The organism is Bradyrhizobium nivariense (assembly GCF_029846695.2).
GTDB lineage: Bacteria > Pseudomonadota > Alphaproteobacteria > Rhizobiales > Xanthobacteraceae > Bradyrhizobium.
This window is the reverse complement of the sequence record NZ_JARWCR020000015.1, coordinates 62,382-86,712: the sequence shown is the minus strand read 5'-3', so window position 1 is coordinate 86,712 and position 24,331 is coordinate 62,382. Positions and strand designations below refer to the sequence as shown.

The 24,331-nt window shown below is 65.3% G+C and carries 22 protein-coding genes; 12 read left to right on the top strand and 10 right to left on the bottom strand.

Features of this window, described 5'->3' with window-relative positions; genetic code table 11:
* Positions 1–29 precede the first annotated feature (29 nt).
* Positions 30–1,565 carry a glucosamine inositolphosphorylceramide transferase family protein gene (locus QCM77_RS14930; protein WP_279684069.1) on the top strand — a complete coding sequence of 512 codons (1,536 nt, stop codon included), beginning with the start codon at positions 30–32 and terminating at the stop codon, positions 1,563–1,565.
* On the opposite strand, the gene mdlC is transcribed toward QCM77_RS14930, so the two are convergent.
* The 6 genes from mdlC to QCM77_RS14900 form a co-directional block, all read right to left on the bottom strand.
* Positions 1,562–3,169, bottom strand: coding sequence for a benzoylformate decarboxylase (mdlC, locus tag QCM77_RS14925; RefSeq protein WP_279684068.1), 1,608 nt, complete (start codon positions 3,167–3,169; stop codon positions 1,562–1,564). The genes QCM77_RS14930 and mdlC overlap by 4 nt on opposite strands.
* A gap of 36 nt (positions 3,170–3,205) precedes the next feature.
* Positions 3,206–4,654, bottom strand: a complete 1,449-nt coding sequence (locus tag QCM77_RS14920) for an aldehyde dehydrogenase (RefSeq protein WP_279684067.1) — start codon at positions 4,652–4,654, stop codon at positions 3,206–3,208.
* A 34-nt stretch (positions 4,655–4,688) separates the two neighbouring features.
* Complete coding sequence (locus QCM77_RS14915) at positions 4,689–6,023, bottom strand: MFS transporter (protein ID WP_279659821.1); 1,335 nt, start codon at positions 6,021–6,023, stop codon at positions 4,689–4,691.
* Positions 6,024–6,102: 79 nt separating this feature from the next.
* Positions 6,103–7,812, bottom strand: a complete 1,710-nt coding sequence (locus QCM77_RS14910; protein ID WP_279684066.1) for an FAD-dependent oxidoreductase — start codon at positions 7,810–7,812, stop codon at positions 6,103–6,105.
* A 46-nt stretch (positions 7,813–7,858) separates the two neighbouring features.
* Positions 7,859–8,326, bottom strand: a complete 468-nt coding sequence (locus tag QCM77_RS14905) for a MarR family winged helix-turn-helix transcriptional regulator (protein ID WP_279684065.1) — start codon at positions 8,324–8,326, stop codon at positions 7,859–7,861.
* A 42-nt stretch (positions 8,327–8,368) separates the two neighbouring features.
* Positions 8,369–9,292 (bottom strand): LysR family transcriptional regulator, encoded by a 924-nt coding sequence (locus QCM77_RS14900; RefSeq protein ID WP_279659824.1) that lies wholly within the window; start codon positions 9,290–9,292, stop codon positions 8,369–8,371.
* A 108-nt stretch (positions 9,293–9,400) separates the two neighbouring features.
* On the opposite strand from QCM77_RS14900, the gene QCM77_RS14895 reads away from it, so the two are divergent.
* The 11 genes from QCM77_RS14895 (at position 9,401) to QCM77_RS14845 (ending at position 20,277) form a co-directional block, all read left to right on the top strand.
* Entirely contained in the window at positions 9,401–9,724 is a 324-nt protein-coding gene (locus tag QCM77_RS14895) for a Dabb family protein (RefSeq protein ID WP_106942282.1), read from the top strand.
* Positions 9,721–10,800: a maleylacetate reductase gene (locus QCM77_RS14890; protein WP_279684064.1), complete on the top strand. Its 1,080-nt coding sequence runs from the start codon at positions 9,721–9,723 to the stop codon at positions 10,798–10,800. Before QCM77_RS14895 ends, QCM77_RS14890 begins: the two co-directional genes overlap by 4 nt.
* A 4-nt stretch (positions 10,801–10,804) precedes the next feature.
* Positions 10,805–12,178 (top strand): amidohydrolase family protein, encoded by a 1,374-nt coding sequence (locus QCM77_RS14885; RefSeq protein WP_279659826.1) that lies wholly within the window; start codon positions 10,805–10,807, stop codon positions 12,176–12,178.
* 20 nt (positions 12,179–12,198) lie between these two features.
* Complete coding sequence (locus QCM77_RS14880) at positions 12,199–13,101, top strand: NAD(P)-dependent oxidoreductase (protein ID WP_279659827.1); 903 nt, start codon at positions 12,199–12,201, stop codon at positions 13,099–13,101.
* 15 nt (positions 13,102–13,116) lie between these two features.
* Complete coding sequence (locus QCM77_RS14875) at positions 13,117–14,001, top strand: intradiol ring-cleavage dioxygenase (RefSeq protein ID WP_279684063.1); 885 nt, start codon at positions 13,117–13,119, stop codon at positions 13,999–14,001.
* A gap of 57 nt (positions 14,002–14,058) precedes the next feature.
* Positions 14,059–15,453, top strand: coding sequence for an FAD-linked oxidase C-terminal domain-containing protein (locus tag QCM77_RS14870; RefSeq protein WP_279659829.1), 1,395 nt, complete (start codon positions 14,059–14,061; stop codon positions 15,451–15,453).
* Positions 15,450–16,976 (top strand): sugar ABC transporter ATP-binding protein, encoded by a 1,527-nt coding sequence (locus QCM77_RS14865; RefSeq protein WP_279684062.1) that lies wholly within the window; start codon positions 15,450–15,452, stop codon positions 16,974–16,976. Before QCM77_RS14870 ends, QCM77_RS14865 begins: the two co-directional genes overlap by 4 nt.
* Positions 16,969–17,919, top strand: coding sequence for an ABC transporter permease (locus tag QCM77_RS14860; protein WP_279684061.1), 951 nt, complete (start codon positions 16,969–16,971; stop codon positions 17,917–17,919). Before QCM77_RS14865 ends, QCM77_RS14860 begins: the two co-directional genes overlap by 8 nt.
* Entirely contained in the window at positions 17,916–18,890 is a 975-nt protein-coding gene (locus tag QCM77_RS14855; RefSeq protein WP_279684060.1) for an ABC transporter permease, read from the top strand. Before QCM77_RS14860 ends, QCM77_RS14855 begins: the two co-directional genes overlap by 4 nt.
* A gap of 44 nt (positions 18,891–18,934) precedes the next feature.
* Positions 18,935–19,909, top strand: a complete 975-nt coding sequence (locus QCM77_RS14850) for a sugar ABC transporter substrate-binding protein (RefSeq protein WP_279684059.1) — start codon at positions 18,935–18,937, stop codon at positions 19,907–19,909.
* Positions 19,910–19,989: 80 nt separating this feature from the next.
* Positions 19,990–20,277: a YciI family protein gene (locus tag QCM77_RS14845; protein ID WP_279684058.1), complete on the top strand. Its 288-nt coding sequence runs from the start codon at positions 19,990–19,992 to the stop codon at positions 20,275–20,277.
* A 178-nt stretch (positions 20,278–20,455) separates the two neighbouring features.
* Here the strand turns inward: QCM77_RS14845 and QCM77_RS14840 are convergent, their stop codons facing one another.
* The 4 genes from QCM77_RS14840 to QCM77_RS14825 are packed head-to-tail and all read right to left on the bottom strand — an operon-like array spanning position 20,456 to position 24,315.
* Positions 20,456–21,448, bottom strand: a complete 993-nt coding sequence (locus QCM77_RS14840) for an ABC transporter ATP-binding protein (protein ID WP_279684057.1) — start codon at positions 21,446–21,448, stop codon at positions 20,456–20,458.
* Positions 21,445–22,434 carry an ABC transporter ATP-binding protein gene (locus tag QCM77_RS14835; RefSeq protein WP_279684056.1) on the bottom strand — a complete coding sequence of 330 codons (990 nt, stop codon included), beginning with the start codon at positions 22,432–22,434 and terminating at the stop codon, positions 21,445–21,447. Before QCM77_RS14835 ends, QCM77_RS14840 begins: the two co-directional genes overlap by 4 nt.
* A gap of 19 nt (positions 22,435–22,453) precedes the next feature.
* Positions 22,454–23,377, bottom strand: coding sequence for an ABC transporter permease (locus QCM77_RS14830; protein WP_279659837.1), 924 nt, complete (start codon positions 23,375–23,377; stop codon positions 22,454–22,456).
* The gene (locus tag QCM77_RS14825; protein WP_279659838.1) at positions 23,374–24,315 is read right to left on the bottom strand and encodes an ABC transporter permease; all 942 of its coding nucleotides are present in this window, start codon (positions 24,313–24,315) and stop codon (positions 23,374–23,376) included. Before QCM77_RS14825 ends, QCM77_RS14830 begins: the two co-directional genes overlap by 4 nt.
* Positions 24,316–24,331: the final 16 nt, after the last annotated feature.

The window sequence follows — 24,331 nt, the reverse complement described above, 5'->3', positions numbered from 1 at the left end:
CGGGACGCATTGAAACAGATTGGCTCGACATGATCATCGAGTTTCGCTGTGAGATTGAGCATGCGCGGCGGTGGATGGGCCGCGAGACGCTGTCGATCGACGGCCGGGATGTACCGGTTCAGATCGCATGGACGGCAACGGCAGAGCCGCGGCCGACAGGTCTCGACGTGCTGTTCGAGCTCGAACGTTTGGTGTTGCACAAGGGAAAATATAGCGGCGCCGACAGGCTGAAGATCAGTCCGGAACGGATGCAGGCGCGCGCCGGCACGACCGACGTGATCGTCGATTTCACCGGTGCCGCGCGGGATCCGACCTGCACCGCCCGGCAGTATCTCCGCCCGCTGTTCAATGGAGCCGCAGGCGAAAACGCAGCCCTTGCCGCCATTCTCGCCGGCGATCTGCCGGTGATCGACATCGTCGACGAGGTCGACGGTGCCGTCCTCGATCGCGGCCACCCCTCCGGAGAAATCGCAGCCGGCTTGAGCGGCGCGCTCGAAACGGTCATGGCGCGAACCCTGACCATGGTGGTAGCCATCCTGTCGGGACGGCCAAGAATTCTGCCGCAGCTGGCGCGTTCCGTCGGCGAGGGCATCGGCCGGAGCCCAGCGGCATATGTCGCGCGCGGCCTCGCCATATCGATCGCCAAGGAAATCTATCGCCTCTGCTGCTATGCCCCGCATTGGCATGTCGGATGGCGCATCAACAAGGGCGCAGGCGTCTGGCAGACCGGAGATCTGTCCGGGCCTCGCTGGAACGTCCTTGCAGATCCCGGAAACCACTTCTACGCCGATCCTTTCCCCATCACATGGCAGGGACGAACATTCGTCTTCTTTGAAGATCTCGATCACCGGATTGGAAAAGGAATCATTTCCGCGATCGAGTTCGACGATTCGGGCCCGGTCGGAGAGGTCGTACCCGTGCTGGACGAGCCGTGGCATCTCTCCTATCCGTTCCTGATCGAGGACGATGGTGCATTGTGGATGATCCCGGAGAGCTCGCTCAATGGCGACGTCGCCATCTATAAATGCGTTCGGTTTCCAGACAAATGGGAGCGGCAAGCGACGCTGCTTTCGGGCTTCGAGCTGGCCGATGCCACGATCACGCGGCACAACGGCTTGAATTATCTGTTCGGAGCCTGGCGCGACGGCACCGGCGGGTATTCGGATTCGCTGGCGATCTATTACGCCGAGCACCTCATGGGCCCCTGGTTGCCGCATGCCAGCAACCCGGTCCTGATCGACCGCGCGAGCGCGCGGCCGGCGGGGAATTTCGTCACCATCAATGAACGATTGTGGCGACCGGTCCAGGATTGTGCCGACGGATACGGTGCAGCGCTCGCCCTGGCGGAAATCGTCGACCTGTCGCCGACGACGTTCAAGCAGATCGTCCGCCACTCTCTGAGGCCCGGACCGGCCTGGCCCGGCAGGAAGCTGCACACCTTGAACCGCTGCGGCCAGCTCGAGGTGATCGACGGATCGCGCGTCCAACCCAAGACCCGCGCCTTCGGGAGCAGATTTCCATCGGCCGTTTTGCCGCCGCGAGCCAGTCCCTATACCGCCAGCTAGCGCGGATGGCTGAACAGGTCCGTCGCGGCGGCGTCGACGGCGATCTCGACCAGCGCGGGACCGCGCGATGCCAACGCTTCGGTCAAGAGGCGGTCGACATCGCCGGCATCGGTCACGCGCTGCCCCGGGCAACCCATTCCGCTGGCGAGCGCCACGAAGTCGAGCCCGGGCAAGTCGATTCCGGGCGGGCGGTGCGCCTGCATGAGCTGGCTGAAGGCACGCATCGCGCCATAGCCTGAATTGTTCATGATCACGAACGTGATCGGCAAGCGGCGTTGCGCCGCGGTCCAGATCGCCTGGATGCAATACATCGCCGATCCGTCGCCGATCAGGGCAACGATGCGGCGGCCGGGCCGCGCCAGCGCCACGCCGACGGAGGCCGGCAGGCTGTAACCAAGTCCGCCGCTCGCCATGGTGTAGAAGCTGTCCGCGCCCGGCCGCGGCAGGAATTGTTGAATGGCGGGACGATGCGACGGCGCCTCCTCGACCACGATCGCATCGCTGGGCATCAACGCCGAGAGCCGGGCGAGCGCATAGGCCGGCGGAATCGGATTTTGCGCGGCAGGAGCGGCAGGCCGCGCCCGCGGGGCCGGCGCCTCGCGGTCTGCGATGTCGGGCAGCAACGGCAGCAGCGCGGCCAGCGCCTTGGGAAGCGTGCTGATGATGGTGTCGCCGACGGCCGCGGAGGCGGCTTCAATCGGATCGTCGGTGATCTGCCAGACCGGCGAGCCGTCGTCGAGCAATTCGCATTGTCCTTCGACATGGAAGGTGAACACCGGCGCGCCGACCACGACGATCAGATCGGCGCCGCGCAGGGCGCGGGCGAGCCCTCCTGGTGCTGCCGGAAGGAAGCCGGCGAACAGCGGATGCAATTCCGGAAAGCTCGAACGGCTCGACATCGGGCTTGCCCAAACGGCCGCCCTCGCCTGTTCGGCCACAGCGACCATCGCATCGACACAGCCGTTACGATCGATCTCGGGGCCGACCACGAAAGCAGGTCTTGTGGCCGCTCCGATCGCCGCGCCGAGCCGAACGATCGCCGCCGGATCCGGCGCAAACTCCGTCGCGATGTGGCGGACCGGCGGAGCGACTGCGGGCCGCGCCCAATCATCCGACGGGACCGACACGAATGTCGGACCGCGCGGATGCTGCATGGCGGAGAGGAAGGCCCGAACAATCGCCGCTGGAACATCTTCGGCGCGCGCCGGTTCCGCGCTCCATTTCACATAGGGCTTTGGAAACTGTGCGGCGTCCTCGGCGAAGAGATAGGGTCGCATTCGCAACAGGCTGCGCGCCTGCTGCCCGGCTGTCACGACCATCGGCGTCTTGTTGCGGAACGCAGTGAAGAGATTGCCGAGCGCATGACCGAGTCCGGCCGCCGAGTGTAAATTAACGAACGCCGGTCGTCCGGTGGCCTGCGCATAGCCATCCGCCATGCCGACGACGCAGGCTTCCTGCAAACCGAGCACGTAGTCGATGTCATCGGGCCAGTCGCCGAGGAAGGCAAGCTCGGTCGAGCCGGGATTGCCGAAAATGCGATCGACGCCAAAGGAGCGAAGCACACCGAGGGTGGCTTCCCGAACCGTGAGAACTTTCGAATTCATGAACGGACGTCCTGGTGGGCTTCGCTTGCGGCGCGGCTAGAATGGATAGTGCTGCGGTTGCGTCTCGATGGTGATCCAGCGCAGATCGGTGAACTCGGCGATCCCGGCCTGGCCGCCGAAGCGGCCGTAGCCCGATCCCTTCACGCCACCGAACGGCATCTGCGCCTCGTCATGCACGGTCGGGCCGTTGACGTGGCAAATCCCGCTTTCGATGCGTTGCGCCACCGTCAGCGCGCGCGCGACGTCGCGGCCGAACACCGCCGCCGAGAGCCCGTACTCGGTGTCGTTCGCGAGCCGCACGGCGTCATCCACGCCGCGCGCGCGGATCACGGAGACGACGGGACCAAAGCTTTCCTCGGCGTAGATGCGCATGCCGGGCACCACGCGGTCGAGCACGGTTGCCGGAACGACCGTACCGGCACGGTCGCCGCCCGCGAGCTTGACGGCGCCTTTGGCGATCGCGTCGTCGATCAGCGCAACGACATGCCTGGCCGGCGCCTCGTCGATCATCGAGCCGACGACCACCGGACCGGAGCGCGGGTCGCCGGCCGGAAGCGCAGCAGTCTTCTTCGCGAGCTTCTCGACGAAGGGTGCCGCCACCGCCTCGTCGACGATCACCCGCTCGGTCGACATGCAGACCTGGCCCTGGTTGATGAAGGCGCCGAACGCCACGGCCGCCACGGCGGCATCGAGGTCGGCATCGTCGAGCACGACCAGAGGCGCCTTGCCCCCAAGCTCGAGCAGCACCGGCTTGAGGTGACGTCCGGCGAGCTCGGCGATGACGCGGCCGACGCGGGTCGAGCCGGTGAAGTTGATCCGCCGCACGGCAGGATTGGCGATGAGGCGTTCGACCAGAGCGGGCGCATCGGCCGGTGCGTTGGTCACGACATTCGCGACGCCGGGCGGAAAGCCCGCGTCCTTGAAGACCTCGCCGATCAGCCGGTGCGTTCCCGGGCAGATCTCGGACGCCTTGAGCACGACCGTATTGCCGCAGGCAAGCGGCGTCGCCACGGCGCGAACGCCGAGAATGATCGGCGCATTCCACGGCGCGATGCCGAGGCACACGCCGGCCGGCTGGCGGACGGACATCGCGAGACATCCAGGTTTGTCCGACGGGATCACCTCGCCCGCGATTTGCGTGGTGAGTGACGCCGCTTCGCGCAGCATGCCGGTCGCGAGCCTCACGTTGAAGGCCGACCAAACCTCCGTCGTGCCGATCTCGGCCATCATGATCTTGATGAAGGCATCGCGCTTGGCGTCGAGCGCGTCGGCGGCCTTCAGCAACAGTGCGCGCCTCGCGTTCGGGCCAAGCGCCGACCACGCGGCAAGCGCGGCGGAGGCCGCCGCCACCGCGGCGTCGGCATCGGAAGCGGTCGCGGCGGCCGCGCGGCTTGCGACCTCCTGCGACAGCGGATTGCGCCGCTCGAACACCTTGCCGCCGGAAGCGGCCTGATCCTGCCCGTTGATGAGAAGACTGACGTCCATGAAAACCTCCCTGATATTGGTGATGGCGCTCGGCCTAGCCGAGCAGGCGCGATTTGCTGGTTTCACGCGCGAAGCCGAGCGCGATGATCGCGGCAAGCGCGAGCGCGACGTAATAACCAGATATCGCGTAGGTGGAGCCCGTCTGCGCAAACAGGCTGGTGGCCACCAGCGGCGCGATGCCGCCGCCGAGCACCGTCCCGAGCTGCTTTCCGATCGACACGCCAGTGAAGCGAATGCGGGTCGGAAACAGTTCCGGGAAATAGCTGCCTTCGCTGCCGAACATCAGCGGATGGATCACTCCCGCGGCGAGGATCACCGCGCCTGTTACCAGCATCGTGTCACGGCTCGCGACCATACCGTAGAATGCAAACATCGAGATAGCTGCGAGCACGACGCCGGCCAGGAACAGACGCTTTCGTCCGATGCGGTCGGACCATGCGCCGATGAGGGGCATCGCAACGAGCCCGACGAGATTGGCGAACAGCACGGCCTGCGTGATGACGTCCTTCTGGACCCCGAGCTGACGGGTCGCGAAGGAGATGGTGAAGATGGCCGTCAGATAGAAATAGGATGTCTGCGCCATCTCGGCGAAGAACACGATGAGGATCGGCCGCCAATGTTCCCTCAGTGCTTCGACCGCGGGCGCGACCTTGGTCACCTCCGCCTCGCGGAATGTCGCGCTCTCCTCGATGCGCAGGCGCATGTAGACGCCGAGCGCGACCAGCACCGCGCTGATCAGGAACGGAACGCGCCAGCCCCATGACAGCAGGTCGGCCTCCGGCAGCCGCGAGATCGTGAGTGCTGCAAACGAGGCGAGCACGACGCCGACGGGTCCTGCGGCCTGGATCACCGCGGCCGAGAAGCCGCGCTGATGGCCGGGCGCCGTCTCGATCGCCATGATGATCGCCGCGGTCGACTCGCCGCCGAGCGCAAAACCCTGGAGGAAGCGCAGCATGACGAGCGCGACGGTTGCGGCCACACCCACACTGGCGTAGGTCGGCAACAGTCCGATCGACATGGTCGCAAGTCCCATCATGAGCAGCGTACACAGCAAGACGGACTTTCTGCCGAGGCGGTCGCCGAAATGACCGAACACAAGTCCGCCGAGCGGACGCGCCAAAAATCCGACGGCGAACGTCGCGAACACCGCAATGGTCGCCGTGAGCTGGTCGAACTTCGGAAAGAACAGCTGATCGAACACCAGCGGCGCGATCAGGCCGTAGATGAAGAAGTCGTACCATTCGATCGCGGTGCCGATGGTGCCGGCGATCAGGATACGCCGGCGGCTGCTCGCCGTCTGCTCGGCAGTGGCGGCGGTGGCGGCGGTGGCGGCATGATCGTCGTAGTCCTCCAATGCTCTTGTCGTCACGGTTTCCTCCTCCGGTGTCATTGACGTTTTGTTGTTATTGGCCGCGCAGCCGCTGATCGGATGCGATGGCGGGAGTCGATCAGCTTGCCAGGCGCGCGCCGTCGCTCGCACTATGTCCGAGTGCGCGGGCGAGGACGCCTCCGATCATCCCGGCCTGTGATGCGCTACCGCGCCAGGCCACGATTTGGTCGGGGCGTATCAGGGCGAGATCGGCCTCGTAGAGATCGCGCAGAGATTTCGGCAGCGTAACGAGTTTCAGATCGACCTTGATCGCCCGGATAGCCTCGGCGACCACTGCGTGAGCCGACGCGACCTCGCCGAACTGGAGCAGCGTCCACTCGAAACCGAACAGGTCGTACAAGGAGACGCCGTCGTTCAACCACGCATGCGGTGCGCGGCCGCCGGGACAGGCGCTCGGAACGTAGACGTTCGCGGCATCGGGCGGCGGCGGGCTGCCATCGGAGACGATAATCGGCGAGCCGTCGTAGCGCCCGCCGAAGGTGACGCCGGGAATGTTGAATTCGGCGCGGGCGTGCTGTTCGAGATAGACGCCCGCCGTCCGCCGCGCCTCGCCGCCGGCGTCGGTGGCGTCCTCGATCTCCGTGGCGGGAGCGAACAGACCAAGCGAGTCGGCGAAGCGGCGCGCATAATCGGTGTTGCGCAGCGCCACCGGACGCCGCTCGACCTCATAGCTGTCGAGCAGCCCCGCCGGGCTCACACCCTTGACGACGCTTGCGAGCTTCCAGCCGAGATTGACCGCATCCTCGATCGCCGTGTTGTAGCCGAGCCCGCCGGTCGGCGTGAACAGATGCGCCGCGTCGCCGCCGAGGAACACCCTGCCCCGCTGCATCCCATTCACGACCAGCGCGTGACCGGCGGTCCAGGTCAGAAATGAAAGCACCTCGCAATCGATCAGCGCGCCGCAGGCGCGCTGGAACGCGACCTTGGCTTCTTCGATCGTGATCGCACTCTCGTCTTCACCCGGCCGAAGCTGCGTGTGAAACGCGAATTCGTCGCGACCGTTGACGGACGCCATGAAGGCGCGGCGATCGCCGTTGAAGCAATTGTACATCCACGCCTTGGCGTGCGGGATGCTCGCGTAGAAGCCGGGCGAACGGAGATAGACCGCAAGCATGCGGCCGCCCATAAAATCACGCTGCGTTCCGCTTTCGCCGCCGTAGACGATCCCGAGCGACTGCCGGACCATCGAGCGCGGCCCGTCCGCCCCGACCAGAAAGTCGGCCCGCACCTGAAAGCGGCTGCCATCATCGAGACATTCGACGTCGCCGACGATGCCGTCGTCGCTTTCGACATAGCCGATCAGCCGGTGGCCATAGTTGAGCTTTACTCCGGGGATTCGTTCGGCATGGCGGCGCAGCACCGCCTCGACATATTTTTGCGATACCCGATGCGGCAGCTGGGCCGCGCTCCAGGAGCCCGACATGCCCTTGACGAGCTCGCTCGCGCGTGACGATGACGGCAACTGAAACCGGGCCAGCTCGTAACCGGCGTAGCGCGTGAAATACGCAACGTCGGTCGGATAATCCGCAGGCAGACCTTCGCGTCGGATCTCGTCGGCAAAACCCAGCCGCCGATAGTGCTCCATCGAGCGCGCTTGCGTCGCATTGGCTTGCGGATTGAATGCCGTGCCTGGCTTTTCATCGACCAGGATCGCGGACACGCCGCGCCGGCCGAGCTCGTTGGCGAGCATCAGCCCGCAGGGCCCCCCGCCCACGATGAGCACCGAGGCCGTCAGACATGTTTCCAAGACGCTTCTCCCTACCAGCATTATCCTGCATGGTAAGGTCGCCTGACGATCTCGTCAAGTAGCCTGACTAAATGACGTCGTCGAGCGTGTCGAACTCCGCGCCATAGACCGCCAGTCCCTTCAGGATCGCGTCCATCGTGGCCTTGCCGAGCTCGGTGCGCATCTCCTGCTCGGCGATGTCGACCGCATCGCGGAACGCATCGAGCCATTTGCGCCCGGCCGGCGTGAACATGACAATGCGCGCGCGCCGATCGGTCGGATCGGCAATGCGATCGACCAGGCCGAGCTCGGCGCATTGATCGACCAGCTCGCCCATCGCCTGCTTGCTCATGGAGGCGCGGCGGGCGAGCTCGGTCAGTCTGGTGCCCTCCACGTCGAGATTGCGTGTGAGGCCGACATGCGCGATCCGCGTTTCGTCATGCCCCTTCTCGCTCATCAGTTCGAGCACACGACCTTCGAATCGCCGCACTGCGTTGTTGAGCAGGCGACCGATGTTGGCATGCCGCCATGCGGTGCCGGATGTCCTGGCTTTCAATGGATGTGCCTTCTACAAAGCCGCCTGAATTCGAAATGTCGCTCACTTCGCTGCGTCGATCCAGATCCCCGGCTGCGAATGCTCGCGGATGTGGGTGACCAGGAAGTCGGAAAAGACCCTGATCTTGGCCGGCAGTCCGGCGCGGTTCTGGTAGGCGATGTTCATCGTCAACAGCGGCAGCTCCCAGTCCATCAGGACCGGGACGAGACGGCCCGCCGCGATATCGCTTTGCACGATGTAGAGCGGCTGGATCAGAATGCCGAGCCCCGCCAGTGCCGCACCGCGGATGACCTGGCCGTCATTGCTGTCGAGCGTCGGCGTGATGCGGACAGTCTGCGCGCCATTGCCTTTGCGCAGGCGCAGTGAATAGGGATCGTTGGCGAGATTGTAGACCAGCATGTTGTGTCGCGCGAGATCGGCGGGCTGCTCCGGCTCGCCGCAGCTTGCGAGATATGAGGGCGCCGCGGCGAGCACACGCCGCATCTGGCCGATGCGGCGGACGATGATGTTCGAATCCGGCTCCTGCTCGCGCGTCCTGATCGCCACGTCGATGCCGGCCTCGATGAAATCGGAGTACCGGTTGGCGGTGGTGATCTGCATGTTGAGCTTCGGATAGCGCGCGCGGAAGGCCGGCAGCATCGGCGCCAGATAGATCACTGCAAAGGACAGCGAGCTCGTGACCCGCAGCGTGCCCTGCGGCGACAGCGCGCGATCGCTGACGATGTCCTCGGCCTCCGCCAGTTCGCTCAAAACCCGGCTGGAGCGCTCCAGCAGCTCCTGTCCCGCCTCCGTCAACCACAGCCGGCGGGTGTTGCGCTCGATCAGCCGGACCGCAAGGCGCTCCTCGAGCGCGCTGAGATGGCGGCTGGCGGCAGCATTCGACATGCGCAGGGCTTCGGCAGCTTTGGACAGGCTGCCGAGCTCGGCCGTCTTGGCAAACACTTCCAGTTGGAGCAGGCGGTCCATTTTTTCGCAAATAGAAAAAGAGACTTGCGATTATTGGTCTTTATTTCCGCATCCCGCAAGTCAAAATGGCCCCAACACGAGCAAGACAGCAGGCGAGGAAACAGGGAAATGTCGGGCCCGATCAGGCACATCGTGATGTGGCGGCTGCGCGGGGAGACGCCAGCGGAGCGTTCCGCCGCCCGGGTCAAGGTCAAAACCCTGTTCGAGGGGCTGCGCGGCCGGATCGACGGCCTCACCCATATCGAAGTCGGCCTCGATGTCAGCGACGTCGACTATGCCTGCGACGTCGTTCTGTTCTCCGAATTCACCGACCACGCCTCGCTCCAGGCCTACGCCACCCACCCGGAACATTTGCGCGTACGCGAGGCGCTGGGCGACTTGCGGATCGGGCGCTTCCAGGTCGATTATCCGATCAAAGAGACCGGCGCATGATCGGTACGTTCACCTTTGAAAACCTGCCCAGCCGCGTCGTGTTCGGCAGCGGAACGCTGGCTGAAGCCAAGGCCGAGGTCGAGCGGCTCGGCGGCAAGCGCGCGCTGGTGCTGACGACGCCGCAACAGGAGGCGCAAGGCAAAACCCTAGGCGCAACACTCGGTCCGCTCTATGCCGGCAACTTTCCGGGCGCGACCATGCATACGCCGGTCGAGGTCACGGAGCGGGCGCTCGCGGCGATGAAGGCATGCGAGGCCGACTGCATCGTCTCGCTCGGCGGCGGCTCGACCACCGGCCTCGGCAAGGCGCTGGCCTTGCGCACAGGCGTCAACCAGCTTTGTATTCCCACCACCTATGCCGGCTCGGAGATGACGCCGATCGTCGGCCAGACCGAGAACGGCCTGAAGACCACGGTACGCGATGCAGCGGTGCTGCCGGAGACCGTGATCTACGATGTCGATCTGACCCTGACGCTGCCGGCGAGCCTGGCCGCGACATCAGGCATCAACGCGATCGCGCATGCGGTCGAGGCGCTTTACGCGCGCGACACTAATCCCATCACCTCGCTGATGGCGGAAGAAGGCATTCGCGCGTTGGCACGCGCCCTGCCCGCCATCGCCGCCAAGGGCGACGACCGCGAGGCTCGCACCGAAGCGCTCTATGGCGCCTGGCTGTGCGGCGTTTGCCTCGGCACCGTCGGCATGGCGCTGCATCACAAGCTCTGCCACACGCTCGGCGGCACCTTCGATCTGCCGCATGCCGAGACCCACACCATCGTGCTACCGCATGCGCTGGCCTACAACGCGCCGGCCGTGCCCGATGCGATGGCGCGGATCTCACGCGCAATCGGCGCCGCCGATGCATCGCAAGGACTTTTCGAGCTCGCGAAGCGGCTGGGTGCGAAGGTCGCATTGCGCGACATCGGCATGCCCGAAGGCGGCATCGACAAGGCTGCCGATCTCGCGGTCACCAACGCCTACTGGAACCCGCGGCCGCTCGAACGCAACGCCATTCGCGACCTGATCGCGCGGGCCTGGGCCGGCGAGCCGCCCGGCGCCATCAAAGCGGCGGCTTAACCCGATGCGGCGCACGCTGATCAAATCCGCTGTCATCATCAGCATGGATGACGCGATCGGCGATCTGCCCGACGGCGACGTGCTGATCGAGGGTAGCCGCGTCGTTGACGTGCGCCCATCGATCGACGTCGGCGGCGGCGCGGCCGAGACGGAGATCGTCGACGGCACCGGGCGCATCGTCATCCCCGGCCTGATCAACGCGCATATGCACACCTGGCAGACGGGCTTACGCGGCTATGCCGCCAACTGGACGCTGCTGGAATATTTCCGCCGCATGCATGCCGGGCTCGCGACCGTGTTTCGGCCCGAGGACATCCATATCGCGACGCTGGCCGGCGCGCTGAACCAGATCAATCAAGGTACCACCACGCTGGTCGACTGGTGCCACAACAATCCGACGCCTGATCACACCGACGCCGCCGTGCGCGGCCTGATCGAGAGCGGCATCCGCGCTGCCTTCTTTCACGGCTCGCCAAAACCCGAGCCGAAACCGGGCGAGCCGCATTTCTCGGAGATCCCGCATCCACGCCGCGAGGTCGAGCGGCTGCTGGCGGGGCCCCTCGCCGACCGCGACGGCCTGGTCACGCTTGGGCTTGCGATCCTCGGTCCGCATTATTCGACGCTCGATGTCGCCATGCACGACTTCCGCCTGGCGCGCGAACTCAAGCTGATCGCATCGATGCATCAGGGCGGCGGCCCCGCCAAGACGCCCGATGGCTGGGAGAAGCTGATCGAGGCCGGCCTCGTCAGTGCCGGCGTCAACATCGTCCATGGCAACGATCTGCCTGACGATCTCCTGGACCGGATGGTCGATCTCGGCGTGTCCTTCTCGGTGACGCCGGAGAACGAAATGATCCAGGGCCACGGCTTTCCCATCACCGGACGGCTGCTCAAGCGCGGCGTGCGGCCGACCATCGGCATCGATCTGGAATCCGTGCTCGCCGGCGATCTCTTCTCCGCCGCGCGCGTTGCGCTCTCGATGCAGCGGGCGCTCGACAACGCCGAGTCGCGCAAGGCCAGCGGCACCATTCCGGCCACGACCACGATCCCCGTCCGCGAGGCGCTGCGCTGGATCACGACAGAAGGCGCCCGCATGCTCGGCCGCGAGGACCAGATCGGCTCGCTGACGCCGGGCAAGCTCGCCGATCTCGTCATCATCGATGCCTCCGATCTCAATCTCGTTCCGGTGCACGATCCCGTTTCCACCGTGGTGATGCAGACGAGCCTCGCCAATATCGAGGCCGTGATGATCGGCGGCGTGTGGAAGAAGCGGAATGGCCGGCTGCTGGCCGACGGTCTGGAGGCGAACAAGGAACTACTCGTGCAATCCGGCCGGCGGCTGGTGCGCGACATCGAACGACAGGGACACGCCGCCTGAGGGCGTCAAGGACAACAACGATGACAGACGCTCTAGAGAACATCGCTTTCATCGGGATCGGCAAGATGGGCCTGCCGATGTCGGTGCTCGTCGCCAAGGCCGGTTACGCCGTGACCGCCTTCGACCGGAGCGCAGCGCGGCTCGACGAGGCCCGCGCGCAAGGCATTTCGATTGCCGCTTCACCGGCCGAGGCCGTGGGCGGCAAGGCCGCGATCGTCACGTCCCTGCCCGATGACGCCGCCTTGCGCGGCGCGTTGCTCGGCTCGACCGGCCTCATCGCCGCGATGGCGCCCAAAACCGTTTTGATCGAAACCAGCACCGTGAGCGCCGAGGCGTCCGCTGAAGTCGACGCCGCCGCACAGGCGCGCGGTGTCTTCTACCTGCGTGCGCCGGTCTCGGGCAATGCCAGCATCGTCCACACCGGCGCGCTGAGCTGCTTCGTCTCGGGTCCGAAGGACGCCTACGAGAACGCAAAGCCGCTGCTCACCGCCTTCACCCGCGCCCAGACCTATCTCGGGCCTGGCGAGGAAGCGCGATATGCGAAGCTAGCGGTCAATCTGATGATCGCGGTGTCGGCCGCAATGATGGCGGAGAGCCTGGCGCTGGCGCGCAAGGGCGGCATCGGCTGGCAGGACATTCTGAAAGTTCTCGACGACAGCGCGGTGGCCTCACCTATGGTGAAGTACAAGACCGCGCCGCTGCGTAACCGCGATTTCGACTCGACCTTCTCCTGCAAGCAGATGGCCAAGGATCTCGACTTGATCCTCGGCGCCGGCCACGCCGTCGGCGTGCCGCTTCAACTCGCAGCCCAAGTGCGCGAGACCTATGGCTCGCTGGTCGCGCAGGGCGATGGTGACACCGATTTCATCGCGACCGTCAAGCACCTGGAACGACTGTCCGGTCTTGGCGAACCGAAACTCTGATTCACGGAGGCACTCATGCGTAACTTCAACGAAAACACCATCACGGACGCGGTGCTGGAGCGGATCGCGGGCGCGACCGATCCGCGGATCAAGCAGGTCAGCGAAGCGCTGGTGCGCCACCTTCATGCTTTCGTCCGCGAGGTGCGACCGACCCAGAAGGAATGGGACTACGGCATCGACTTCCTGACCCGCACCGGCCACATGTGCGACGACAAGCGCCAGGAGTTCATCCTGCTGTCGGACGCGCTCGGCGTCTCCATGCTGGTCGACGCGATCAACCATCCGGTGCCGGAAGGCGCGACCGAAACCACGGTGCTCGGCCCGTTCTTCGTGCAGGCCTCGCCCGAGAAAAGCAACGGCGAGGACATCTCCGGTCCCATGGAGGGCGATCCGATGCTCGTCACCGGCTCGGTGTCGACCGTCGACGGACGGCCGCTTGCCGGCGCGATCGTGGACGTCTGGCATTCCGACGATGATGGCTATTACGACGTGCAGCAGCTCGACAAGATCGGCGATCTTGCGATGCGCGCACGCTTCCACACCGACCAGAATGGCCGCTTCAATTTCTGGTCGATCAAGCCGGCCGCCTATCCGATCCCGCATGACGGCCCGGTCGGCGACATGCTGGAGGTCCAGGGCCGCCATCCCTGGCGCCCGGCGCATGTGCATTTCATGATCTCGGCGCCCGGCTTCGAGCAACTCGTGACCCATGTGTTCGTGGCCGGCGACCAATATCTCGACTCTGACGTGGTGTTCGGCGTCAAGGACAGCTTGATCCGCGAATTTGTGCGGTGCCCGCCCGGCCGTGCGCCCGATGGTCGCATGGTGGACAGCGAGTATTTTCATCTCAACTATGATTTCGGCCTGAAGCAGCTCGCGAGCAGCGCAAGAGCCGCTTAAGCTGAACGACGGCGGACCAACAAGAGTCCGACAACAAGAGCCAGATAGGGAGCCAGGATGGGACCGCGGGTCAGCACGAGCATATTGGCCGATCGCCTCACAGGCATGATCGGCCCGCGCGCGAGCGTCGCGCGTGGCGTGCTCGATCAGCATGGGCAGAGCGAGTCCCATTACCGCAACCTGCCGCCCGATATCGTCGTCTTCCCTGAAACCACGCAGGAGGTCGCCGAGATCGTCAAGCTGTGCGCCGGCGCGAATATGCCCATCGTGCCGTTCGGCGCCGGGACCTCGCTCGAAGGCAATGCGGCCGCAGTCGCCGGCGGCGTCTGCTTCGACTTCGCGCGCATGAACAAGGTGCTGGCGGTGCACGACAGCGACATGGACGTCGTGGTGCAGCCCGGCATCACACGAAAGCAGCTCAATGCGGAGCTGCGCGGCACCGGACTTTTCTTTCCGATCGATCCCGGCGCCGACGCCTCGATCGGCGGCATGACGTCCACGCGCGCCTCCGGCACCATGGCGGTGCGCTACGGCACCATGAAGGACAACGTCATGGCGCTGGAGGTGGTGCTGGCCGACGGCCGCGTGATCCGGACCGCCAGGCGCGCGCGCAAGTCAGCCGCCGGTTACGACCTGACGCGGATGTTCGTCGGCGCGGAGGGCACACTCGGAATCATCACCGAGATCACGCTGAAGGTGCATCCGGTCCCGCAGGCGATCTCGGCCGCGGTTTGCAGCTTCGACACCCTGCACGACGCCGTCGACACCGCGATCTCCGTGATCCAGTCCGCGATTCCCGTCGCGCGCATCGAGCTGCTCGACGACGTCATGATGCGCGGCATCAATGCCTACGCCAAGCTCGGCTATCGCGAAGCCCCGACCCTGTTCTTCGAGTTCCACGGTTCCGAGACGTCCGTCGCCGAGCAGGCCGAGGCCGCGCAGGCAATTGCCTCCGATCATGGCGGTCATGGCTTTGCCTGGGCAAAGGCGCCGGAGGATCGCAGCCGGCTCTGGCACGCCCGCGACAACACGCTCTATGCGGGCCTCGGCTTGCGCCCCGGCGCGCGTGCCGTGATCACCGATGTCTGCGTGCCGATCTCGCGGCTGGCGGAATGCCTCACGCAGACCCGGCGCGACGCGGACGAGCATGGTTTTATCGCCCCGATCGTCGGCCATGTCGGCGACGGCAATTTCCACATGCTGATCCTGATCGATCCCGCCAGGCCGGAGGAAGCCGAAGATGCCAAGGCGCTCCAGGCCCGCATGGTCGCCCGCGCGATTGCCATGGACGGCACCTGCACCGGCGAGCACGGCATCGGGCTCGGCAAGATCGACTTTCTCACCGACGAGCTCGGCGAGGCCGTCGATGTGATGCGGTCGATCAAGACTGCGCTCGACCCCGATGGACTGATGAATCCCGGAAAGATCTTTGCAAGCGGAGCCCCCGCATGAGCACCGCCGCATTAACTGCCGACACCTCCTCGTCTGTCCCGCTGCTCGAGCTGCGCGGCATCAGCAAGGAGTTTCCCGGCGTCAAGGCGCTGGACGATGTGTCCTTTGCCGTCTTCCGCGGCGAAGTCCACATGCTGTTGGGGGAGAACGGCGCCGGCAAGTCGAGCCTGATGAAGGTGCTGTGCGGCGCCTACCGCGCCGATGCCGGCGAGTTCTACTCCAAGGGCGAGCAGGTCGCGATCAATTCGACCGCGGATGCGCAGAAGCTCGGCATTGCCGTGATCTTCCAGGAATTCTCCCTCGTCCCCCATCTCGACATCGCCCAGAACATTTTCCTCGGCCGCGAGCCGAAGGGCCGCATCCCCGGCACCATCGACCGCCGCAGGATCTTGGCCGACGCCGCGCGCGTGCTCGGCACGATCGGCTTCGACATCGATCCCTCCACCATTGTCGACAAGTTAGGGGTGGCGCAGCAGCAGATGGTCGAGATCGCGAAGGCGATCAGCCAGAACGCGCGCATCCTCGTGATGGACGAGCCGACCGCGGCGCTATCCGATCGCGAGACCGAGCTGCTGTTCGCGCTGATCGCGCGGCTGAAGGCCGACGGCGTCTCCATCGTCTACATCTCGCACCGCATGGCCGAGGTGTTCGCGCTCGGCGACCGCATCACCGTGCTGCGCGACGGCCGCCGCATCGACGGCGTGCGCCCGGCCGATGTCACGCCCGACCAGCTCGTCCGCATGATGGTCGGTCGCAACGTCGACATGACCTATCCGCGCAATTTTGCCGACCAGCCCGGCGAACTGCTGCTGGAGGTCAAGGGCCTGAGCGCCTCCACCGGAATCTCGGACATCAACATCGAGGTGCGCCGTGGCGAGATCGTCGGCCTGTGTGGCCTGGTCGGTTCCGGCCGCAGCGAGGTCGCGCGCGCCATCTTCGGCGCCGATGCCGTGAGCTCCGGCGAGATCATCTTCGACGGCAAGGCTATTTCCGGCGAGCCCGATCTCGCCGCCCGCCGCGGCATCGCGCTGATCCCGGAGAGCCGCAAGAGCGAGGGCCTCGCGCTGCTGCGCTCGGTCGGCGACAATCTGGTGGTGTCGGCGCTGCGAAAGCTGTTCCCGAGCGGTCTGTTCGACCAGCGCCGTGCACAGCGCACGTCCGACGGCCTGATCCGGCAGTTGCGCATTGCGACGCCAAGCGCGCGCCAGACCGTCGGCCTGCTCTCCGGCGGCAATCAGCAGAAGGTCGTGATCGGCAAATGGCTCGCCGCCGGTTCAAAGCTTTTCATCTTCGACGAACCGACGCGGGGCATCGACATCGGTGCCAAGTCCGAGATCTTCGCCCTGATCGACCGCCTTGTCGCGGAAGGCGCGGCCGCGCTGATGATCTCGTCGGAGCAAATCGAGATCTGCCATGTCTGCGACCGTGCCTATGTGATGCGCGAGGGCCGCATCGCCGGGCACCTCGCGCGCAACGAGCTGACAGAGGAGAACATCGTGCGACTGGGGATGCATCATGCGTGAGGCCGCGGTCGTTTCACAATCCAATCCGCTGCAACGCATTCCCGGCGTTGCCATCGTGCTGGTGCTTCTGATCGCGGTGTTCGGCACCATCGCGCCCGGATTCCTGTCCGTCGCCAACCTCTCCAACGTGCTGGTGCAGTCGACGATCCTGACCATGCTCGCGCTGCCGATGACGCTGATCATCATGACCGAGGGGTTGGACCTGTCGATGGGCGCGGTGCTGACGCTGACCTCGCTCTGCGTCGCGATCGTATCGCTCGCGACCAAGTCGATGCTGCTGGGCCTCGGCGCCGGGCTCCTCGTCGGCGCGGCCTTCGGCACCGTCAACGGCTGGCTGGTCGCAATCCTGGGGATTCCGCCCTTCGTTGCGACGTTGGGCACGCTCGGCATGGCGCAAGGCCTGTCGCTGATCGTCAGCGACGGCCAGAGCGTGGTCGGCATCCCCCACAGCGTGCGCGACATCTATTCGGCGACGCTTCTGGGCGTGCCCGTCCCGATCGTGATGGCGCTGGCGAGTTATGCTGCGTTTCACGGCCTGCTCTATCACACCCGCTTCGGCACCTACATCTTCGCACTCGGCGGCAACCGGGAGGCGCTGCGCTATGCCGGCCTCTCGCCCAACCGGCTGCTGATCGCGGTCTATGCGATCGGCGGCGCCATGGCCGGCATCGCCGGCCTGCTGATGACCGCGCGGATGAATTCCGGGCATCCAACCGCGGGCCTCGGTCTCGAATTCGATGCGATCGCGGCGGTCGCCGTCGGCGGCACGTCGTTCGAGCGCGGCAATGGCTGGCTGCTCGGTACCCTGCTCGGCGTGCTCTCCGTGGGCGTGCTGCGCAACGGGCTGAACCTGATCTCGCTGCCCTCCTCGGTGCAGGTCGCAAGCGTCGGCGTGCTCGTCATCGTCGCGCTGTTCCTCGATGGCCTGCGGAGCCGCGCATGACCGACATCAGCAAAGAAGCCATCGCGCCGCCCCGCTCGTTCCTGTCGCAGGACGCGATCCAGGTGTTCTATCGGCTGCTTGCGGCGCTGCTGATCTGTGCGGTGCTCGCCGTGCTCAGCGATTCCTTCCTGAGCCTCGGCAACATCCTCAATGTGCTCAGGCAGGCGAGCCTGACCTTCTTCATCGCCTCCGGCCTGACCCTGGTGGTGCTGACCGCGGGCCTCGATCTCTCTGTCGGCGCCAATGTCGCACTGTCCGCCTGTATCGCCGGGACCGTGATCCACAAGACCGGCTCGCCGGCGCTCGGCATCCTCACCGGGCTTGCCTGCGGCGGCATCGTTGGCCTCCTCAACGGCGTGATGGTCACCGCGCTGCGCATCCCCTCCTTCATCGCCACCTACGGTATGCTCTGGGTGCTGAACGGCCTCACCTATTGGTACATGGCGGGCGAAACCCTTCACGGCTTTCCGGCAGGCTTTCGCCAGATCGGCAGCGGCTATCTGTTCGGCCTGCCGATCCCGGTCTATCTGCTGCTGGTGTTCCTCGGGATTGGAACGCTGTTCGCGCAGCGAACGATCTGGGGCCAGGAGATCTATGCGATCGGCGCCAATCCGGTCGCGGCACGGCTCTCCGGCATTCCGGTCGCGCGCCGCTTGCTGCTGGTCTACGCCGTCTCCGGCACCATGGCGGGGCTCGCCTCGATCATCTTCCTGTCGCGGCTCAATTCGGCCGAGGCCGACATCGGCGAAAGCCTGACGCTGCCGGCGATCGCCGCCGTGCTGATCGGCGGCACCTCGCTGTTCGGCGGCGTCGGCACCGTGTTCGGTACTTTCATCGGCGCGCTGATCCTGACGCTGGTGCTGAACGGCATGAATCTCTTGTCGGTCAGCGCCAATTGGCAGCCGCTCGTCACCGGCATCATCGTTATTCTCGCGGTCTGGCTCGACATGAAGACCCGCCGCCGGGCGTAATGAGTTCTGGAGTTCGAACAAGCAAAATGAGGGATGGAGGCAACATGAAACAGACACTGGGCTACCTGGCTCTGCCGCTGCTGATGGCCGCGGCGTTCACCACGCAAGCGCGAGCCGACGGCGAGACCATCGCCGTCTTCACCAAGAACCAGACCAACCCGTTCTTCCAGACCGTGCGTGTCGGCGCCGACAACATGGCGAAGACGCTGAACGCGAAAACACTGCAGTACATCCCGACCAAGCCGGATTCGATCCCCGAGCAGCTCAGCCAGATCGAGGACGTCGTGGTGAAGAAGCCGAGCGCCATCGTCTTCACGCCGGTCGACTACAAGGCGATGGTGCCGGGCGTCGAAAAGATCAACGAAGCCAAAATCCCCGCCGTCAACATCACCGACCGCTCCGCCGGCGGCAAATTCCTCTCCTTCGTCGGCGCCGACGATTACAGCCTCGGGCTCGAGACCGCGCGCCATCTGCTGAAGACGATTGGCGGCAAGGGCAACATCGTCATCATCGAGGGCGTCAAGGGCTCGCTGACCAATGTCGACCGCGTCCGCGGCTTCAACGACGCGCTGAAGGAAAACGTCGGTGCCAAACTGCTGGCCTCGCAGCCTGGCAACTACCAGCGGCTCCAGGCGCTCCAGGTGATGGAGAATTTGATGCAGTCGAACGCGCAGATCGACGGCGTACTCGCCGCCAACGACGCCATGGCGGTCGGCGCCATCGAGGCGCTCGATGGCGCCAACCGCAAGGCCCAGGTGATCGGCATCAATGGCACCAAGGAGGCGATCGACGCGATCAAGTCCGGCAAGCTGCTCGCGAGCGGCGATTACAACGGATTTGCGCAAGGATGCCTTGGCACCATGATGGCGATCCGATCCTTGCGCAACCAGCCCGTCATCGCCGAGATCGTGCTGAAGCCGACCGTCATCACCAAGGACAATTACCAGCCGTTCGACGTGCCGCTGGAGCAACGGAGCTGCCCGACTTTCGAGGAAGCCAGCAAGCTTGGCACCAAGTAGATAAGCGCACCCGTCACGACAAGCCCGGACGGCCGCTGCCGCGGCCGTCCCAAGAAACGGACACATAAACGGAGACCATCATGCTGTTCGCCATTCACGCCATCGACCGCGCCGGCGCGCTGCCGACCCGGCTCGCCAATTACGAGGCCCATAAATCCTTCCTGAGCGACACCTCGCGCTTCGGCGTCAAGATCGTGATGTCGGGACCGCTGGTCTCCGACGACGGTCAGACCATGATCGGAAGCCTGTTCCTGATCGAGGCGCCCGGCCGTGGCGACGTCGAGGCCTTCAATCGCGCCGATCCGTTTGCCGCGGCCGGCATCTGGGAAAAGGTCGCGATCACGGGCTTTCTCCGCCGCCAAGGTTGAAGGCGGCCAAACCAAAAACGCGAAAACAACCCCATGCACAGTAGAATGAGGTTGTTTTTGCTCATGAATTTTCGTCGCAAACGTCTTTGACTCGTCGGGCAAAACAGGAGCAGAGTGCCATCATCGCCCGATGGCCGCCCCTGCGCTTCGATCCAGAGCTTTGCCGCTGCCGAAACGGCTAACCGCTCGTCACCGTCGCACCATCTTCGAGATGACAGGCCACCCACTGCTCGCTTCCGGCCGCGCGCAATGTCGGCTCCTCGGTCCGGCAGCGATCGAACACGAGCGGACAACGGGTGTGGAAGCGGCACCCGCTCGGCGGGTTGATCGGGCTCGGCACGTCTCCCTTGAGGATGATCGGATTGCGCTGGGCCCCCGGCTCGGGCAGCGGCACCGCCGAGAGCAGCGCCTTGGTGTAAGGATGCTTCGGCGCGGCGAAGATCTCGCGGCGCGGTGCCACCTCGACGATCTTGCCGAGATACATCACCGCGACGCGGTGGGTCATGTGCTCGACGATCGCGAGGTCGTGGCTGATGAACAGCAGCGCGAGGCCGAATTCGCGCTGGAGATCCTGCAGCAGATTGACGATCTGTGCCTTGACCGAGACGTCGAGCGCGGAGACCGCCTCGTCGCAGACGATCAGCTCGGGCTCGGCCGCGAGCGCCCGCGCAATGCCGATGCGCTGGCGCTGGCCGCCGGAGAATTCGTGCGGCCTGCGGTTCAGCGCCTCGCGCGGCAGGCGCACGGTGTCCATCAGCGCCGTCACGCGGGTTTCGAGATCGATCGCGGATTTGGCAAGTCCGAAATTGCGGATCGGCTCGGCCAGGATGTCGCGCACGCGCATGCGCGGATTGAGGCTCGAGAACGGGTCCTGGAACACCACCTGCACGCGGCGGCGCATCTGGCGCATCGTGCTCGGATGGGCGTCATCGATACGCTGGCCGTCGAGGATGACCTGCCCTGCCGTGATGTCGAACAGTCGCAGGATCGCACGGCCGACCGTCGATTTGCCGCAGCCGGACTCGCCGACCAGAGAGAGCGTCTCGCCGCGCGCGATCTCGAACGAGACACCGTCGACCGCATAGACCCATTCGGACTTGCGGCTGAACAGGCCTCTTTTGACCGGAAAATGCTTCTTGAGGTCGTTGACCTGGAGCAGCGGGGGACTCATGCCGCGACCGCTCCCTTGGCCGCATAGTGGCAGGCCGCGACGTGGCGTGGCCCCTTCTCTTCGAGCCCCGGCGCGTACTGCCGACAGAGATCGGTCGCGAGCGCGCAACGTCCGGCGAAGACGCAGCCGACGATGGGCTTGCGCAGATCAGGCACCTGCCCGGGGATCTCTGCAAGTCGTCTCGCGGTGCCGGTCAGCGACGAGCCGAGCCGCGGCACTGCGCCGAGCAAACCTTGCGTATAGGGATGACGCGGCGAACGGAACAGTTCCGCCACCGGTGCTTCCTCGACCTTGCGGCCGGCATACATGACCATGACGCGCTCGGCGATCTCGGCGACGACGCCGAGATCGTGGGTGATCAGGATGATTGCCGCGCCAACCCGGTGCTTGAGATCCAGCATCAATTTCAGGATCTGCGCCTGGATCGTCACGTCGAGGGCGGTGGTCGGCTCGTCGGCAATGAGAAGCTTTGGATTGCAAGCGAGTGCAATGGCGATCATGACGCGCTGGCGCATGCCGCCGGAAAGCTGGTGCGGATATTCGCGCACGCGACGCTTCGGCTCGGGAATGCCGACCAGAATCAACATCTCGATGGCGTGCGCCTCTGCGGCCTCCTTGTCCAGACCCTGGTGGATCATCAGCGTCTCGCGGATTTGACGCCCGACGGTCAGGACCGGGTTGAGGCTGGTCATCGGCTCCTGAAAAATCATCGAGATGTCGTTGCCGCGGATCGCGCGCATCTCGCGATCCGACATTTGCAGCAGGTCCTTGCCCGCGAAGCGGATGCTGCCGGCGATTTTGCCCGGCGGTTCCGGGATCAGCCGCATCAGCGACATCGAGGTCACCGACTTGCCGCAGCCGGACTCGCCGACGATGGCGAGCGTCTCACCTTCGTTGACATGGAACGACACACCGTCCACCGCGCGGTTGATGCCGCTGGGCGTGCGGAAGTGGGTCTGGAGGTTTTCGACTTCAAGCAGTGCCATCGCGATCAGCCCCTCGACATCAGAGGCTCTTGGCCATGCGCGGATCGAGCGCATCGCGAAGGCCATCGCCGAGCAGGTTGACGGCGAGCACGGTGACGGACAGGAAGGCCGCCGGAAAGAACACGATGTAGGGCTTGACCTGCCACAGCGCCCGCCCCTCGGCCATGATGTTGCCCCAGGACGGAATGGTCGGCGGCGTTCCCGCGCCGATGAAGGACAGGATCGCCTCCGTGATCATCGCACTGGCGCAAATGTAAGTCGCCTGGATCAGCATCGGCGCCAGCGTGTTGGGCAGGATGTGGCGCAGGATGATCATCGGTGTGCGCGTGCCGCAGGCCACCGCCGCATCTACGTAAGGCTGCTCGCGCAGCGACAGCACGACGCTGCGCACGAGGCGCGAGACGCGCGGAATCTCGGCAACGGTAATCGCAAGAATGACGTTGCCGACGCTGCCGCGTGTCAGCGCCATCAGCGCGATCGCCAGCAGGATCGGCGGGATCGACATCAGGCCGTCCATGAAGCGCATCAAGATGCCGTCGGCCCAGCGGATGAAGCCGGAGACGATGCCGATGGCGAGACCGGCCGCGGAGGCGAATATCGCAACGGACAAGCCGACCGTGAGCGAGACGCGTGCGCCGAAGAGCACGCGTGAATAGATGTCGCGGCCGAGGACGTCGGTGCCAAACCAGTAAAGCGCCGATGGTGCGCGGGTGCGCTTGGCCGGCGCAAGTGCGGTCGGATCGACTGTTCCGAGGTAGGGCGCAAAGATCGCGATCAGGACGAGCATCAGCAGCAACGTGCCGCCGATGGCAACGGTGGGATGGCCGCGCAGCAGCCCGATGAAGCCGCGCCGGATCACGACAGGCCGGAGGATCTCAGGCAGTTGCGGCGCGAGGACGAAGCCCGCCGGCAGCGCTTGCGGATTGACGGTCGTGTCGGTCAATAGCGGATCCTCGGGTCAACGAGCGTATAAGTGACGTCGATCATCAGATTGACGAGGACGTAGACGAAGCTGAACAGCAGCACGATGCCCTGGATGACAGGATAATCGCGGCGCAGGATCGCGTCGATCGTGAGCCGGCCGAGGCCGGGAATCGCGAAAACGCTTTCCGTGACCACTGCGCCGCCGATCAGGAGCGCAATGCCGATCCCGATCACCGTGACGATTGGCACCGCCGCGTTCTTCAGCGCGTGGACGAACAGGATGCCGCCCTGCCCGAGACCCTTGGCGCGCGCAGTGCGGATATAGTCCTGCTGCAACACTTCGAGCATGGTGGCGCGCGTGATACGCGCGATCAGTGCGATGTAGACACAGCCGAGTGCGATCGACGGCAGGATCAGGTTTTGCAGCCAGGGCCAGAGGCCCTGGGCGAGCGGCGTATAGCCCTGCACCGGAAGCCATTCGAGCTCCAGCGCGAAGACGTAGGCGAGGACATAACCGACCACGAAGACCGGCAGCGAGAAGCCGAACACGGCAAAGGCCATGATGGCCCGGTCGATCAGGCTTCCCGCCTTCCACGCCGCCAGCACGCCGAGCGGCACCGCGACCACGATCGTGAGCAGGAGCGTGACCATCATCAGCGACAGCGTCGGCCCGAGACGCTGCCCGATCATCGTCGAGACCGGCAGATTGGTGAAGATCGAGGTGCCGAGATCGCCGTGCAGGATGCGCCAGACCCAGCTTCCGAATTGGATCAGGAAGGGACGATCGAGGCCGAGGCTCTGACGGATGCGCTCCACATCCTCCGGGCTTGCCTGATCGCCTGCGATCACCACGGCGGGATCCCCCGGCGCGATGTAGAGCAGGCTGAACACGAACAGCGCGACGATCGCCATCACTGGCAAGGTCGAGGCGATACGCCGGAGGATGTAGGAGAGCATCTGGCTTCAGCGCAGG